The organism is Streptococcus suis, assembly GCA_022354845.1.
GTDB classification, from domain to species: Bacteria; Bacillota; Bacilli; order Lactobacillales; family Streptococcaceae; genus Streptococcus; species Streptococcus suis_AA.
Genome location: CP031970.1, coordinates 1,884,082 through 1,900,669, shown reverse-complemented (window position 1 = coordinate 1,900,669; position 16,588 = coordinate 1,884,082). Strand labels below are relative to the sequence as shown.

The 16,588-nt window shown below is 35.5% G+C and carries 12 protein-coding genes and 5 pseudogenes; 14 read left to right on the top strand and 3 right to left on the bottom strand.

The window, feature by feature from the left end; all coding sequences use genetic code 11:
• Positions 1-86 precede the first annotated feature (86 nt).
• From D2A30_09820 to D2A30_09810, 3 genes are read left to right on the top strand one after another with little or no spacing between them, the layout of a single operon-like run.
• A complete protein-coding gene (locus D2A30_09820; protein ID ULL21831.1) occupies positions 87-1,577 on the top strand; it encodes a DNA mismatch repair protein MutH in 1,491 nt (496 codons plus the stop codon).
• A gap of 2 nt (positions 1,578-1,579) precedes the next feature.
• Positions 1,580-2,374: a hypothetical protein gene (locus tag D2A30_09815; protein ULL21830.1), complete on the top strand. Its 795-nt coding sequence runs from the start codon at positions 1,580-1,582 to the stop codon at positions 2,372-2,374.
• Positions 2,375-2,384: 10 nt separating this feature from the next.
• Positions 2,385-2,909, top strand: coding sequence for a hypothetical protein (locus tag D2A30_09810; protein ULL21829.1), 525 nt, complete (start codon positions 2,385-2,387; stop codon positions 2,907-2,909).
• A 77-nt stretch (positions 2,910-2,986) separates the two neighbouring features.
• Here the strand turns inward: D2A30_09810 and D2A30_09805 are convergent, their stop codons facing one another.
• Positions 2,987-3,277: a hypothetical protein gene (locus tag D2A30_09805; protein ULL21828.1), complete on the bottom strand. Its 291-nt coding sequence runs from the start codon at positions 3,275-3,277 to the stop codon at positions 2,987-2,989.
• A 221-nt stretch (positions 3,278-3,498) separates the two neighbouring features.
• Between D2A30_09805 and D2A30_09800 the strand changes: the two are divergent.
• Positions 3,499-3,990 (top strand): annotated as a pseudogene (locus D2A30_09800) (IS5 family transposase).
• 126 nt (positions 3,991-4,116) lie between these two features.
• On the opposite strand, the pseudogene D2A30_09795 reads toward D2A30_09800, so the two are convergent.
• A pseudogene (locus D2A30_09795) lies at positions 4,117-4,317 on the bottom strand (IS5/IS1182 family transposase).
• Position 4,318: 1 nt separating this feature from the next.
• Positions 4,319-4,795 (bottom strand): annotated as a pseudogene (locus tag D2A30_09790) (IS982 family transposase).
• 66 nt (positions 4,796-4,861) lie between these two features.
• On the opposite strand from D2A30_09790, the gene D2A30_09785 reads away from it, so the two are divergent.
• The 10 genes and pseudogenes from D2A30_09785 to D2A30_09740 all read left to right on the top strand — a co-directional run bounded on the left by D2A30_09785 (position 4,862) and on the right by D2A30_09740 (position 16,561).
• The gene (locus D2A30_09785) at positions 4,862-5,236 is read left to right on the top strand and encodes a hypothetical protein (GenBank protein ID ULL21827.1); all 375 of its coding nucleotides are present in this window, start codon (positions 4,862-4,864) and stop codon (positions 5,234-5,236) included.
• A 10-nt stretch (positions 5,237-5,246) separates the two neighbouring features.
• Positions 5,247-8,324 (top strand): type I restriction endonuclease subunit R, encoded by a 3,078-nt coding sequence (locus D2A30_09780; protein ID ULL21826.1) that lies wholly within the window; start codon positions 5,247-5,249, stop codon positions 8,322-8,324.
• On the top strand, positions 8,324-9,919 hold the full coding sequence (locus tag D2A30_09775) for a type I restriction-modification system subunit M (GenBank protein ID ULL21825.1): 1,596 nt from the start codon (positions 8,324-8,326) through the stop codon (positions 9,917-9,919). The genes D2A30_09780 and D2A30_09775 overlap by 1 nt, the downstream gene beginning before the upstream one ends.
• Positions 9,909-11,147: a restriction endonuclease subunit S gene (locus D2A30_09770; GenBank protein ULL21824.1), complete on the top strand. Its 1,239-nt coding sequence runs from the start codon at positions 9,909-9,911 to the stop codon at positions 11,145-11,147. The genes D2A30_09775 and D2A30_09770 overlap by 11 nt, the downstream gene beginning before the upstream one ends.
• Before the next feature lie 122 nt (positions 11,148-11,269).
• Positions 11,270-12,103 (top strand): GIY-YIG nuclease family protein, encoded by an 834-nt coding sequence (locus D2A30_09765; GenBank protein ULL21823.1) that lies wholly within the window; start codon positions 11,270-11,272, stop codon positions 12,101-12,103.
• A gap of 5 nt (positions 12,104-12,108) precedes the next feature.
• The gene (locus D2A30_09760; GenBank protein ULL21822.1) at positions 12,109-12,699 is read left to right on the top strand and encodes a site-specific integrase; all 591 of its coding nucleotides are present in this window, start codon (positions 12,109-12,111) and stop codon (positions 12,697-12,699) included.
• A gap of 31 nt (positions 12,700-12,730) precedes the next feature.
• Positions 12,731-12,811 (top strand): annotated as a pseudogene (locus D2A30_09755) (transporter).
• Positions 12,812-12,875: 64 nt separating this feature from the next.
• Positions 12,876-13,562: an IS6-like element IS1216 family transposase gene (locus D2A30_09750; protein ULL21821.1), complete on the top strand. Its 687-nt coding sequence runs from the start codon at positions 12,876-12,878 to the stop codon at positions 13,560-13,562.
• Between the two features lie 433 nt (positions 13,563-13,995).
• Entirely contained in the window at positions 13,996-15,045 is a 1,050-nt protein-coding gene (cfr, locus tag D2A30_09745) for a Cfr family 23S rRNA (adenine(2503)-C(8))-methyltransferase (GenBank protein ULL21820.1), read from the top strand.
• Between the two features lie 365 nt (positions 15,046-15,410).
• A pseudogene (locus D2A30_09740) lies at positions 15,411-16,561 on the top strand (IS3-like element ISEnfa5 family transposase).
• The last annotated feature ends 27 nt before the right edge of the window (positions 16,562-16,588 follow it).

Genomic DNA, 16,588 nt, shown 5'->3' with positions numbered 1-16,588 from the left:
TAATATAACCATTATATCGCATTTATGACAATCGATCAAGTAAAACATTTGGTATAATATCTATAATATAGATTTGGTGGTGATTTATGGAATTTTCACTTTTTGATTACGATGATGCCAATGTAGATAGTATTTTAAAGTATACAGAAGGTATAGTTGGCGAAAAATTTATTGATATTATTGATAAGTATCAAAATTCTGTATATAAAAGTTATGATGATTTTCAAACAAATACTATTTCTGAAAAAGATTTTAAAGAAATCAGCATGAAGTCAAAAGGGCAGTATGGAAATTATATTGAGAAATATTTTTATGGTTATAATCCAAATAGTGATAGACTTGCTGACTTTGAAAAAGTTGGGATTGAGCTAAAAGTAACCCCTTTTAAAGTTAATAAAAACGGCAGTATTAGCGCTAAAGAAAGACTAGTCCTTACAATTCTAAATTATATGGAAGAAAATTTAGATGATTTTTATTCGACCCATCTCTGGGAAAAATGTCAAAAAATCCTATTACTATTTTATAATGGACTAATCCCTAGTCAAACGATGGCTGATTACATTATTGAAAAGGTATTTCTTTTTGAATGGTTCACTGAGGACATGGATGTAATACTGGAGGATTATAAAAGAATCACTGATAAAATTAAACAAGGTAAGGCTCACGAATTATCAGAATCAGATGGTAATTACCTTTCTACCTGTACTAAAGGAGCTGGGAAAGGCAAAGATTTTCGAAGTCAACCGTATAGTGATGAACCCGCAAAACAACGAGCATGGGAACTAAAATCTAGTTACATGACTTATCTGATTAATAACAAAATTTTTAATCAGAAGGACCAAGAGAGTGTAGTCGCAACCGCTAAAGGGGAAAAGAAAACTTTTACAGAGATAATATCTGATAAAATTTTAAAGTACCAAGGTTGGACAGAAGCAGAATTATATAAAACATTTGATATTAATCCAAAAGCCAAAGGGAAAAACAGTTCACTGATTCGGAAAATAATTGGCCTTACAGGTGACATAGATAAGACACAAGAGTTTCAAAAAGCTAACATGAATTTGCGTGTCATTCGTGTTGATAAAAATGGTCTTCCGAAAGAGGATTCACCATTTAAAACATATAATTTTAAAAATCTAGTGGCTAATGATGAGTGGGAGGAATCTCATCCATTCCAAGAAATCTGTAACAAAAGATTTTTATTTGTTGTTTTCAAAGAGACAAATCCAAAAACATTTATATTGGATAGGATAAAGTTCTGGGGATTTCCTGATAGACAAATAGATGAAGTAAAACGAGTTTGGCAGGAAACAAAAAGAATTCTAGCTGAAGGAGTTCAATTAACTCAGAATGGAAATAAGGTATCAACAAATTTTCCGCAAAGTAGAATTAATAAAGTTATCTTTACCAAAATTCATGCTCAAAATACATTATATGAGATAACCCCTGGAGGGTTTGTCGGTAAAGGAAAGTTATCTGATACTGATGAATTACCCGACGGACGACATATTACAAAACATTCGTTTTGGATTCCAAAACAATTCCTAAAAGAAGTGCTAGAAGGGAAATGGGATTAGTTATGATGAATAATATGACACAAAGATTTAATGATTCACAAAAAGAAAGAGCGTTACTCCCTATTCTGAAAGAATTTCTTGAAAGAGAGTTACCAGATGCTGAAATAAGATTTACAAATTCACGAGAGGAGCAACTGCAAGGATCCGATTTTCTAATGAAATCACTTCAAGTATTTGGTGATAATAATTTTCATACGATTGATGCAAAAGCAGCAACGGATTATATTGTTATAGATGGTAGAAGTGACGGGCTCCCAACATTTGCAATGGAATTGGCAAGTTTACAGAATGGCAATTATCGAGAAGGTTGGGCAATCGATAATGAGAGTTACTATAAGAACACTGAATACTTCTGCTTTCAGTGGATTTTTACTCGAAATAACACTTGGGATTTATCAATACAAAATATAGCAAGGATTGAGGTAAAAATTATTCCTAAGAGAGATTTGCTTCACTTTATTCAGAATCCCTTTAACCTGTTTCCTAATTTGACAAATAACGGATATATTGGTGAGTTAAATCAAGAAAGGATTTCTAACTTATATATATGGATGAAAAATACTTTTAATTCTTTAAGGGGAAATCAAGATGGAGTTTATAGATTTAATAATCTCAATGTTAAACTACAAAGTGGGCGTTTATATCTAAGTTTATTGAATCTTAATGAAGTAGATGGAAAAGGTCCTAAAATTGTTTATACGTCAGAGGAAGTAAAAAGTGAATGTCCTCTAAATATTACAATTGCAAAGAGACCATATTTAGAAAGATTATCAATTTTTTCTAGTAACTTAAATTAAGGAGTGTGTTATGAATCATACAGAATATGTAGACGCATTAAAACATAGCATGGAGAATTCAATAAATAATGAAAATTATTTTGAAGCAATTACAATCGAGTTTGCATTGCTTGAAGATAGAGTAAGTAGCCTTCTATTGAAATTAGATTTAGAGGACTCGGATAAATTATATATAAAAAGTTCTTTACTTGCCGAGTTTATGAATAGTAATGAACAAGATGAATATTCAGAGATACGCAATTTATTAATCAGAAGACTAGCTGATAGTAGTCAAGGTTTACCGATAATCAAGAAAACGAATCACTATAAGTCCCATGTAGATTATAGAAAATGTTATGATTTATTGAGTGTATTCCGCGTGAGAAGAAATGCAGTGGTACATAGAATGGGTCACTATAGAAAAGGTATGAGTTTTGAAGAAATTCTCATCGAGGCGAAAGAAATAGCGATATTAGGAAGAGAGCTAGTACATAAATTTTCAAATCTTAACAATAAAGTTAAAAAAAGGATTGAAAAGGTAGAGGAATTGGAGTAATATAAAGAAGTTACCGCTAGGGGAGACCCCGTTGATCGGTAACTTTTTTTTATAAAAGTTAAGAAAACAGACTTGCATTATTGGATTTCAAATTTAGTTGGTTCTATAATATCAGAATAGAACTTTTCGACACTACTAGTTAAATATTCTTGTGACTTATTAGGAGTATGATTTAATAATTCTACAAAAGAGGTCATAGCTAGGATATCTGAAAAATCAACATTAAACTGCTTTTGTTCACATAATTTGTGTAATTCGTTACCAAATGTTTTAATTTCTTGCTGAAATTCGCCATTAAAGATATTTTTGGTAAGTAAAATTTCAAAGTTTTTAATAAAGTCATAAAGGTTATCATATAATTCTTCCATATTTTCTCTCCTGAAATTTAGTTAATTTTATATAGCTATTATACCGTAAATAAATAGTAGTTGTATTTTTTTAGCTAAGATAGTATCACAATCTTTCCTAAAAATATCTATTTTTCGGAAAAATTTACTCTCTTTGTTAAGAATATTATTCATAAGGGCACCTCTAAAAACGTATGAAAAGAGGTATAATAGATTAAAAATAAGCTAACGAGGTATTGAAGATGAATTTATTTGGAGATAGCGACTATCTTGAAAAATTAAGTTTAAAAGGAGACCCTCTTGAGCGGCTAGAAAAAGTGGTTGATTTCGAGTGTTTTCGCCCAACTCTTAACCGGATTTTTAAGTATGATTTAAAAAACAAATCTCATGGTGGTAGACCGCCCTATGACCTTGTTTTGATGTTGAAAATTCTAATTTTACAACGCTTATACAATCTATCTGATGATGCAATGGAATATCAAATGATTGACCGGATTTCGTTTAGAAGATTCCTTAAGATTGATGACAAGGTACCAGACGCAAAGACTATCTGGAACTTTAGAAATCAGCTATCAAAATCTAATAGAGGAAACTGGCTTTTTTCTGCCTTTCAAGAAAAACTTGAATCACAAGGGATGATCGCTCATAAAGGACAGATTGTTGATGCAACATTCATAGAGGCGCCTAAACAACGTAATCCAAAAGACGAAAATGAATTGATTAAAGGGCACCTCTAATAACTACCAATTAATTCACCTCTAAATGAAATTAGAAAAAAACACAGAAAACTAAGCATAGTCTACTGTGTTTTTCTTTATGTTACAGACGCCACTTGACTGTTTATTCTTATTTTAGACAGATTACCTCCATGTTTTGAGATTTAAACGTTTAACTTGTTCGTACCTCAATAAGTTATAAGTCAGATTTGTAAGGTCAGTATTTAAAACAGCTCGATCGAATCCAATAGAACGTAAACTAGAACCATGCATTGAATTTTCAACAAAGCCAAATACATGTTCAATACGGACACGTATTTTCGAAATGATTTTATTAAACATTTTAGCCTGATTCACTGACTAAAGCATGACATTTACAGCCATAAAAGTACTGACCTTTGGTAGCATTGTAGCCAATATTTGCATAGTCGCCCAAAACTTTGCTTCTAAAATTACGAATCGGCTGACACAAAGGAATGGGAAAGCTGTCAATAATAGACACATCAATCCCTTCAACTTCTTTAAAGACGAGAGCTTGGCGAATGAGTTGAATACTCGGTAAGAGTGCATTACAACGACGAACAAAGCGAGAATATTCTAGAAAATTAGGGAATAGACTTTGAGCCAATTGGTGCTTTGCTTTAAGTGTTTCACTAAAATGAAGCACTCCCCACAGGTAACAAGTAATCACTAAACAGTCAGATGTTGCAAGATGGACGTTCTTTCGATTTTGTATTTCGAGTGGAACGCTTGTTTGATAAATCGCTTCAATGCTTGTCAGTAAATAAACAAAAACTTTTGTAAGTGTGCTATTATAAGTCATATAGGTCGTGCGCTTTCTAATTCTTAGTGGTTTAAGCTTAGGATAGCACGACTTATATATTTTTCAATGAAATCAACTAGCAATTCGGGTATAATAGATATAATTGAGTATCAAAAAGAGCAGATAAAAGATTTACAAAACACTAAAGATGAACAATTTAAACAATTAAGTAATATGCAAAATCTTTTAGACCACCAACAACGTCAAGCCTTACAGGATAAAAAAGTACTAGAAGAGTATAAATCAGAAATCAATGAATTGAAAGCTCTTAAAATGCCTCAGGAGGATATGAAAGATGGCTCGTCGATAAGGGGTGAGGCGCAGGAAGAAATTGAACGACAGAAAGTTCAATTGAAGTTATCAGAAGAAGAACGAAACAAGGCAAAAGAAAAAGACCCGGTAAAAACAGAATCTAAAAAATGGTGGCAACTATGGAAATGAGGGGAATCAAATGAGTCATTCGGAACAAATGATTGAAAACCAGTTCATACAGATCTTAAGTGAGAAAGAAAATCAGTGGACTTATCGTCCGGACTTGAAGTCGGAAGAAGCACTTTGGCAAAACTTTAGAGGCCATTTGAACCGAATAAATTTAGCAGTATTGGAAGAGCAACTATTAACGGACAAAGAATTCAAGCAAGTCAAAGTCGAGTTTTCACGTTTGACCGGAACGCCTTTTTTAGCTTCTCAATGGCTTAGAGGAGAAAACGGGGTGGCTCAAGTTTTATTAGAGCGAGAAAATGGGAAAAAAGTGACTTTAGAAGCCTTTAGAAATAAGGATATCTCAGGAGGAACTTCTTCTTATGAGGTAGTTCACCAAGTGGTCCCAGATTCCTCTAGAGTAGATCGTGGAGATGTGAGCTTGCTGATTAATGGGCTCCCAATCATTCATATTGAGCTCAAAAAAGAGTCCGCTAAAGACGGTTTCATGCAAGCTTATTATCAAATTCAGCGTTATGCAGAAGATGGATTTTTTAAAGGGATTTACGCAACTACTCAAATCATGGTGATTTCAAATAAAGTCGATACCCGATACTTTGCAAGACCTAGTGAAGATACCGCTGAAGCCTATGCTCAGATGAAGAAGTTTTTATTTAATTGGCGGACTGAAGACAATCAAACGGTTTCCGATTTGTTTGATTTTACTCGTACAGTTTTGCGGATACCCGATGCCCATGAATTGATTAGCCAGTATACCATTCTCGTCGATGATCAAAAAAATAAAAAATTCCTCATGGCTTTAAGGCCTTACCAAATTCATGCTATTCGTAAGATTCGTAAAAAAGCGGCACAGCATGAAGGAGGATTCATTTGGCATGCGACAGGTTCAGGAAAGACCATTACCAGTTTTGTCGCAACGAAATTATTAGCACAAAATGCGATCGGTGTCGATCGTACGGTCATGGTTGTTGATAGAACGGACTTAGATGCTCAAACGCAGGATGAGTTTACTAAGTTTGCCTCGGAATATCATACCGGACAAACGACCGGAAATTCGGTAGCCAATACTTTGATTGTTGGGATCAAAAATCAAAAACAGCTGGCTCGAAACCTCCTTTCATCAAAAAATAATAATACGATTTTAGTGACCACGATTCAAAAACTCTCTGCGGCTATGCGGAGTGCCCAACAAGAGAGTGAAGAAAAAGGCTCGAATCAATTTGAAAAGCTACGGCAAGAACATATTGTTTTTATTGTTGATGAGGCTCATCGTGCGGTTAGTGATGAGGAAATGAAGCGGATTAAGAAAATATTACCCAATTCAACCTGGTTTGGATTAACGGGGACGCCTATTTTTGAAGAAAATAAAAAGCAAGAAAATGGAACTTTTGCTAGAACAACGAGCCAGCAGTACGGGCCACTCCTTCACTCCTATACAACCAAAAATGCCATGGATGATGGGGCTGTGTTAGGCTTTCAAGTCGAGTATCATTCACTGATTTCAGAAGAGGATCAAGAGGTGATTGTCACCCAACTCAATAAAGGAAAGTTGCCAGACGATGCCCTCCAACAAGAAAAATTGTTGCCTACGAAACTTTATGAAACAGATGAACATATTCGTACCATGTTACAAAAAATCTTTAATCGGAGAAGTGTGGTCAAAAAGTTCAAGGTAAAGAATGGTTTTCCTACGATGTCAGCCATTCTTACCACTCACTCGATTGCCCAAGCCAAACATATTTACCGGATTTTAAAGGAAATGAAAGATAATGGGACACTCTTGAATGGGCGACAATTTGATGAACGTCATCAACTGATTGATAAAGATTTCCCAAGAGTAGCTATTACCTTCTCAACCAATCCGGATCAATTAGAAAAAAATGAACAAGACGATGAATTAGCAGAGATCATGAAAGAGTATGCGAAACAGTTTGATGCTTCTCCTTATCAAGATGAGAAACTCTACAATCAAAATATTAATAAACGGTTGGCCCGTAAGGAAAAGCAATATCAATCGGATGGTCAGTGGCTAGATTTTGTCATTGTTGTCGATCGTTTATTGACAGGCTTTGATTCTCCAACGATTCAAACCTTATATATTGATCGAGAAATGAACTATCAAAAGCTCCTTCAAGCGTTCTCAAGAACCAACCGTATTTATACAGGAAAAGATTCTGGGTTGATTGTCTCTTTTAGAAAACCCTTCACCATGAAAGAGAATGTGAAAAACACGTTTCGTCTATTCTCAAATGAAAATCAAAACTTTGATCAACTGATTCCAAGAGAATATGAAGAAGTCAAAAAAGAATTTATCGAATGTTCAACACTTTATAAACAAAGCGAAGCCGAGCTATCGGATAATCCCAACGATCTTAAAACGATGATTGCACAAGTGAGTGCTTATCAAAAGCTAGAAAAGAGTTATAAAGCGCTCCGAAGCTATGATCAATACGAAGAGGAATTTGAAGCATTTTCAGAAGTGGTGGAGCAGTTGCAACAATATCAAGGTAAAATGGAAAACGTTAAAGCGCAGATTAAAGAAATGCTCGAGGATGAGGAGCATTCTGAGGAGGACTTCGAGAATCTTTTACAAGAGATTGCTTTTTCTTCGCAGCTCAATGCGACACATAAAGACGTCGTGGATAGTTTTTATATTAATCAACTTTTGAAAGCGATCCAATTAAACGAAGCAGGCGCCGTTGAAAAATTTGAAAAAGAAATCCAACAAAAGGATCCTCAAATCCAAAAGATGTATCACACCTTGAAAGATCAACTCGTCAATACTGTTGAAGAGATTGATGTAGCTCAATTAAAAGAGACATCGATCCAAAATGAAATTCAAAGACAACTTCAAAAAGAAGCTGAAGAATTTGGATTATCCTTCGACTTTTTACAGTCTGCAATGAATGAGTATCAAGGCGATAAGAAAACAATCCCTTATTTAACCCATTTACTGGATTCGATGACCCTCAGTAAAGAAGAGTTTGAAGCCAAAACGGGTGAAAAATACAGAAGAAGAACAAAAGTTTTAGAAGAACGACTACAACAAAAATTTGAACAACTTCAAAAATGGAAAGAAGAATTATAATGGCGACAGGTTTAAATCAACAACTATGGGCTTCTGCGGATATCTTACGTGGGAAGATGGATGCAAGTGAGTACAAAAACTACTTACTAGGGTTAATTTTCTATAAGTACTTGTCTGATGCGCAGCTGAGAGAAGTTTATGAACAAGAAAATGGCAAAACAGATACCTTCCCAGAACGTTCCACTCAGTATGCAGGATTCATGGAGTGGTACCAAGAAGACAAAGACGATTTAATCGAAAATATCCAACCCAAACAAGGCTACTTTATCCAACCCGATCAATTGTTTTATCACTACCGCATCAAAGCTGATAACTATGAATTTAACTTGACCGACTTACAAGCAGGTTTTAATGAGTTGGAACGTCAAGGAGAAGAATTTAGTGGTTTGTTTGCGGATATTGATTTAAACTCCACAAAATTAGGCTCAAATGCACAACAACGTAATGTGACGATTACTGAGGTCTTGCGTGCCTTAGATGAGATTGATTTATTTGAACACAATGGGGATGTGATTGGGGACGCTTATGAGTATTTAATCGGGATGTTTGCGGCAGGTGCAGGAAAAAAAGCAGGCGAGTTTTATACGCCTCAAGCTGTTTCACGCATCATGTCAGAAATTACGTCGATCGGGCAAGAAACCCGTGCGCCTTTTCATATTTACGATCCTGCGATGGGATCAGGTTCTTTGATGCTTAATATCCGTCGCTATCTCATCAATCCAAATCAAGTTCATTATCATGGCCAAGAGTTAAATACGACGACCTTTAACTTAGCACGTATGAACTTAATTCTTCATGGAGTAGATAAAGAACGCATGAACCTGAATAACGGGGACACTTTAGACGCCGATTGGCCCTCAGAAGAGCCTTATCAGTTTGATTCTGTGGTCATGAACCCTCCTTACTCTGCGAAATGGTCAGCGGCAGATAAGTTTCTCTCTGACCCTCGTTTCGAGCGTTTTGGAAAATTAGCGCCTAAATCTAAAGCGGACTTTGCCTTTCTCCTTCACGGTTTTTACCATTTGAAAGAATCGGGAACAATGGGGATTGTCCTGCCGCATGGCGTTCTCTTTAGAGGAGCCGCGGAAGGAACCATCCGTCAAGCCCTTTTAGAAATGGGAGCCATTGATGCGGTCATTGGATTGCCGGCCAATATCTTTTTTGGAACGAGTATTCCGACAACGGTTATTATTTTGAAGAAAAACCGTTCTCGTCGTGATGTCTTGTTTATCGATGCTTCTCAAGATTTTGAAAAACAAAAAAATAAAAATGTCCTGCTGGATGAACATATTGATAAAATTGTTTCTACCTACAAAAAACGAGAAGATATTGAAAGATATGCTCATGTTGCAAGTTTTGAGGAGATCCAAGAAAATGACTTTAACTTAAATATCCCTCGTTATGTCGATACCTTTGAGGAAGAAGAACCGGTTGATTTGGTTGAGGTGAATACCAATCTCCTTAAGATCAATGAACAATTAGTTCAACAAGAACAAACGCTCTTATCTTTGATTGACGATTTTTCAGAAAGTGAAGAGAATAAAGCCTTGATTGAATCGATGCGTCTTCTTTTGGGAGGTGGGCATGATGAGTAAGAAAGTTCCAGAATTGCGATTTAAAGGATTCACGGATGATTGGGAACAGCGTAAGTTTGGTGAAGTTGTTACCATTGAGCGTGGAGGTTCTCCAAGGCCCATAGATAAGTTCATTACAAAAGATGTAAATGGTTTGAATTGGGTAAAAATTGGTGATGCTCCAGAACAAGGAAATTATATTACTAAAACAGCAGAAAAAATTAAACCTGAGGGACTTTCAAAGACTAGAGAAGTTCATCCTGGAGATTTGATATTATCAAATTCCATGAGTTTCGGGAAACCCTATATAATGGCAATTGATGGTTGTATTCATGATGGTTGGCTTGCCATCAGAGATACTAAAAAAATTTTTGAATTAAGATTTCTTTGTACGTTACTTGGTACCGGAAATATGCTCAACCAATATAAAGCTATGGCAGCTGGAAGCACTGTTAACAATCTCAATAAAGAGCTCGTTGGTGGAACAACAGTTTTATATCCTACGATAGAAGAGCAAACAAAAATTGGAGAGTATTTCTCTAACTTAGATCACCTCATCACTCTTCATCAACGTAAGTTAGATTTACTCAAGGAACAGAAAAAAGGCTTTTTACAAAAGATGTTCCCTAAAAATGGTGCCAAAGTTCCTGAATTGCGATTTGCGGGGTTTGCTGACGATTGGGAAGAACGTAAGTTGGGTGATATAGCTCCCTTACGTGGCGGTTTTGCATTCAAAAGCTCTAAATTCAGGAACACTGGTGTACCAATTGTTAGAATTTCAAATATTCTTTCCAGCGGGGAGGTAGGTGGAGATTTTGTATATTATGATGAACAGGATAAGGATGACAAATATATTCTTCCAGATAAATCAGCAGTCTTAGCCATGTCGGGTGCAACAACAGGTAAGGTATCTATACTATTTCTAACTGATTATGACAAGGTCTATCAAAACCAGCGAGTTGGTTATTTTCAGTCTGTAGACGATATTGACTACGGGTTTATTTCCACAATCGTCCGTTCAGAATTATTCATGACGCAACTTGAGTCTGTTCTAGTTTCAGGCGCTCAGCCAAACGTATCGTCAAAAGAAATTGATTCGTTTAATTTTATGATTCCCATATTAGTTCAGGAGCAACAAAAAATAGGGGTATTCTTCAAGAAGTTAGATGAGATTATCGCTCTTCATCAACGTAAGTTAGATTTATTGAAAGAACAGAAAAAAGGCTTTTTACAAAAGATGTTTGTTTAGGGTCTATAATTAGATAATAACCCCTAAGAAATCAAATAAAAACAGCCCCTATAATCCAAATTCTAGATTATAGGGGTTGTTTATTTGTTTTAATGATATAATAACCCTAAAAGGAGGATGTTATGCCATACCATATATTTATTAATCGAGAATCTGGAAATGATAATATTTCTATTTTTTATGATGAACCTACTTTTGTAGTTATTGCCAATAAAGACGATTTACCAGCAATTCAATTAATTGAGGAATCTCAAAAACCAGGTATATATATATTACTAGGAGATAATAAACGTTATGTAGGTCAAGCCTCTAATTCTATTTTTTCTAGGTTACAACAACACAATACAAATAAACCATGGTGGAACAAATTAATATTTTTTGGACGTGAAGATGGGCATCTATCTAAAGCACAACTAGATCTTTTAGAACGTTTAATCATTGAAAAAATGAATACTGCTAATATTGATTTAGATAATAGCACTCAAGGAAATAAAAGCTATATTGATAAATTAAGCAAATTTTCAGCTCTGTCATTATGGAATAAGGTTGAGAAACTATTGAATGATGTTGCCAATATCGATTTATTTGATTCAGAACACATTCAAACTGAAGATAATAGTGACAACACAACTCTAAATAGTCATATATCAATCATATTTGGAGAATCATTATATACTGGGAAATCATATAGAGATGTATTTACGCAATTAGTTTCTAATTTAGTATTATCCGCAGAGTTGGATAAATTGATTCCTTTAATGAGTCCTAATGAACCCAATACAGTACAAATACTTGGCAATAGAGAACATATATCAGCTAGAGGGACGAAGTTGACTAAACCAATAGAACTAACTAAATACCATATGTATGTTAATTTTTCAAAAATAGGCTTATACAATCAAATCAAAAAATTAGCTGAACTGACTGGAAAAAAAGTTATATTTGAAAGGTGGTAATTCATATGGTTCAACAAATCGTTCTTCCCATCAAAGATTCGAACGTCTTAAAAATGGTGCAGGATACACTACTTGATAGTTTTCGTGCTGGTCGTCGCAACTATACAATTTTCCAAGTTGGGAAAGCGACCTTGCTACGTGTGAGTGACGTCATGAAATTAAAAAAAACAGATGTCTTTAATCTTGATGGAACAGTCAAACAAACTGCATTTATTCATGATCAAAAAACAGGTAAGAAAAATACGTTATATTTGAAACCTGTCCAACAAGATTTAATGCTTTATCATGCATGGCTCATCCAACAAAATATGAATTCAGAGTGGTTATTTCCTTCAACTTCTCGTCCTGATCGTCCTATTACCGAGAAACAGTTTTATAAGATTATGGCACGAGTTGGTGATCTTTTAGGAATTAACTATCTAGGAACGCATACCATGCGTAAAACAGGCGCTTATCGGGTCTATACGCAGTCAAACTATAATATTGGTTTAGTGATGCATTTACTAAACCATTCAAGCGAAGCAATGACTTTAGCTTATCTCGGTTTAGATCAAGCCAGTCGAGAGAATATGTTAGACCAAATAGATTTTGGATAATATTTTTTATTTAAAAAGAGGGATGATCATTATGTTAAAAAATTACATTAGTTGGTTTAAAAAAAATATAAATAAACCTGTTTTCAGGATGATATTTATTGTTTTAGTGGTTCTGTTGCAAAGTTTTAAATCTACTATCAAATAAGGTAGAATAATAGAAAAAGATAGCAGGAGGAATGACGATGAATCATTTTAAAGGAAAGCAATTTCAGCAGGATGTGATTATTGTAGCCGTGGGCTACTATCTTCGTTATAACCTTAGCTATCGTGAAGTTCAAGAAATCTTATATGATCGTGGCATTAACGTTTCTCATACGACGATTTATCGTTGGGTGCAAGAATATGGCAAACGACTCTATCAAATTTGGAAAAAGAAAAATAAAAAATCCTTTTATTCATGGAAAATGGATGAAACGTACATCAAAATTAAAGGAAAATGGCATTATTTGTATCGAGCCATCGATGCAGATGGTTTAACCTTGGATATTTGGTTACGTAAAAAACGGGACACACAAGCAGCCTATGCTTTTCTTAAGCGGTTAGTGAAGCAGTTTGATGAACCGAAGGTTGTAGTCACAGATAAAGCCCCCTCTATTACAAGTGCCTTTAAGAAACTAAAAGAATACGGCTTTTATCAAGGGACAGAACATCGTACCATTAAATACCTGAATAATTTGATTGAACAAGACCATCGTCCAGTAAAGAGACGCAATAAATTCTATCGAAGTTTACGCACTGCCTCTACCACGATTAAAGGTATGGAAGCCATCCGAGGATTATATAAGAAAACCCGAAAAGAAGGCACTCTCTTCGGGTTTTCGGTCTGTACTGAAATCAAGGTATTATTGGGAATCCCAGCTTAAATCATAGATACCGTAAGGGATTTTATTCTTTATTTAAAACTTTGCAACAGAACCAGTTCACATTATGTTGCTAACTTTAATATTTACATTTGAATATTAAAATGTTACAATACAGGCTAAGTATATTAATTAGTGAAAGGAGGTAATAGCTATTTTAGCTATTAAAGGGAGTAGTCTGTCCTTTTTTAAACTAAACAATGATATAAAAACAGTTGCCGGAGCTTTGCCTCTACTATGGATAAGTTTAAAACAAGATCATCAACATACTTGTTTTATGTAGTGAAATATGCATATTTGTATGTTTTGACTTTCGGCACCGGTAATTTTTATCTGTGTTTTTTTTGTGTGCAAAAAGAAATTGATTCTTAGGGACTGCTACTCCTTTCCAATTATTCTAATTACCACTAGAGCAAATTGTGAAAGGATGAAAGAAATGAATTTTAATAATAAAACAAAGTATGGTAAAATACAGGAATTTTTAAGAAGTAATAATGAGCCTGATTATAGAATAAAACAAATAACCAATGCGATTTTTAAACAAAGAATTAGTCGATTTGAGGATATGAAGGTTCTTCCAAAATTACTTAGGGAGGATTTAATAAATAATTTTGGAGAAACAGTTTTGAATATCAAGCTCTTAGCAGAGCAAAATTCAGAGCAAGTTACGAAAGTGCTTTTTGAAGTATCAAAGAATAAGAGAGTAGAAACGGTAAACATGAAGTATAAAGCAGGTTGGGAGTCATTTTGTATATCATCACAATGCGGATGTAATTTTGGGTGTAAATTTTGTGCTACAGGCAACATTGGATTGAAAAAAAACCTAACTGTAGATGAGATAACAGATCAAGTTTTATACTTCCATTTATTAGGTCATCAAATTGATAGCATTTCTTTTATGGGAATGGGTGAAGCTCTAGCCAACCGTCAAGTATTTGATGCTCTTGATTCGTTTACGGATCCTAATTTATTTGCATTAAGTCCTCGTAGACTTTCTATATCAACGATTGGTATTATACCTAGTATCAAAAAAATAACCCAGGAATATCCTCAAGTAAATCTTACATTTTCATTACACTCACCTTATAGTGAGGAACGCAGCAAATTGATGCCAATAAATGATAGATACCCAATAGATGAGGTAATGAATATACTCGATGAACATATAAGATTAACTTCAAGGAAAGTATATATAGCTTATATCATGTTGCCTGGTGTAAATGATTCTCTTGAGCATGCAAACGAAGTTGTTAGCCTTCTTAAAAGTCGCTATAAATCAGGGAAGTTATATCATGTAAATTTGATACGATACAATCCTACAATAAGTGCACCTGAGATGTATGGAGAAGCAAACGAAGGGCAGGTAGAAGCCTTTTACAAAGTTTTGAAGTCTGCTGGTATCCATGTCACAATTAGAAGTCAATTTGGGATTGATATTGACGCTGCTTGTGGTCAATTATATGGTAATTATCAAAATAGCCAATAGTATTGAACAAGGTATATAGCTGATATAATAAGGTGAATTTTTAAATAATATTAATGCAATTAATATTATTTTGATAACTCAATTATGCTAGTATTTTCTTCAAATATGAATGGACTACTGGGTGGAAGATAATTAACTAATCTGTATTCTTCTAATTTGAAATGAATAAGTTTCAAAGTACTAAGATATAGGATTAGTCATCCATTTTTTTTAAATCAGTTTAACTAGATGTTTTGTTTGTCGAATGACAAAAAACTCTTATTTAGTATAAATGAATAGATAATCCTTCCAATAATTGATATGCTCCCCAATAGGTAGACAGACGAAATAACAAATCTGTTTATCTGATTGGGGAGTGTTTTTTTATGGCGAGAAGTCGGCATACGATCGAACAAAAATTGAGTGCGCTGCGCATGATGGAAGAAGAAACATATACTTGGAAAGAAATCATGGAGGCTCATGGCGTCTCTAGGCACACCCTCCAGGTGTGGAAAGTGAAATTCGATACCGGTGGGATCGATGCGTTGAAGGAATCGAAGGCATGGAAACTGTACACCAAGGAACTGAAAATCGCGGCCGTCCGCGACTATCTCGATGGGTTCACTAGAATGGAGGTACTCTCCAAGTATCAGATCAGTGATTGGTCTGTTCTTCGTAAATGGATTAAGAAGTATACTAGTCATAGCGAGTTAACAGATTCGAGAAAAGGGATGGATCGAGCTATGACAAAAGGAAGAAAAACTACATTCGAAGAGCGCCTTGAGATCGTGAAATATTGTTTGGAGAATGGACGCAACTACCAGCAGACCGCGGAACAATTTCAGGTGTCCTATGCCCAGGTCTATGGTTGGATCAAAAAGTATGACACGAACGGGGCAGAAGCGCTCGTGGACCGCCGTGGTCGTACGAAGCCAGAGGACGAACTAAGCGAAGAAGAGAAGCTGAAACGCCGGATCCAGCAAATGGATCTTGAGAACGAACTTCTTCGTGCGGACATCTTGTTTCTAAAAAAGTTAGAGGAGATCGAGAGGAGGTCATGATCAGCCAGGTACGGCTACAGCAACGATATATCGCCATCAAAGAATTGAACGAAGAGGAGGCCCTTTCGATCGTGCTCCTCTGTCGAGTCGCCGGCATCTCACGGGCGGCCTATTACAAATGGTTGAATCGCACCATACCGGTGCGTCAAGAAGAGAACGAGAAGCTTCTGGAGGACATCCGTCTACTCTATGACCAGGCGAACGGCACATACGGGTACCGTCGGATCACGATGACGATCAACCGGCTGCGCCGGCAACAAGGCCTGTCCCCGTTCAATGAAAAGCGAGTCTATCGCTTGATGCATATCCATGGGATCCAATCGGTCATCCGCCGGAAGCGGAAGAAGCATAAGAAGTCAACGCCGCAGCACGTGGCCGAGAACCTGATGAACCGAGAGTTCAGCGCGTCCCGACCGGACGAGAAATGGTGCACCGACGTCACCGAGTTCAAATATGGTGCCGGGAAGAAGGCATACGGTTCTGTTGCAAAGTTCCCCATAACA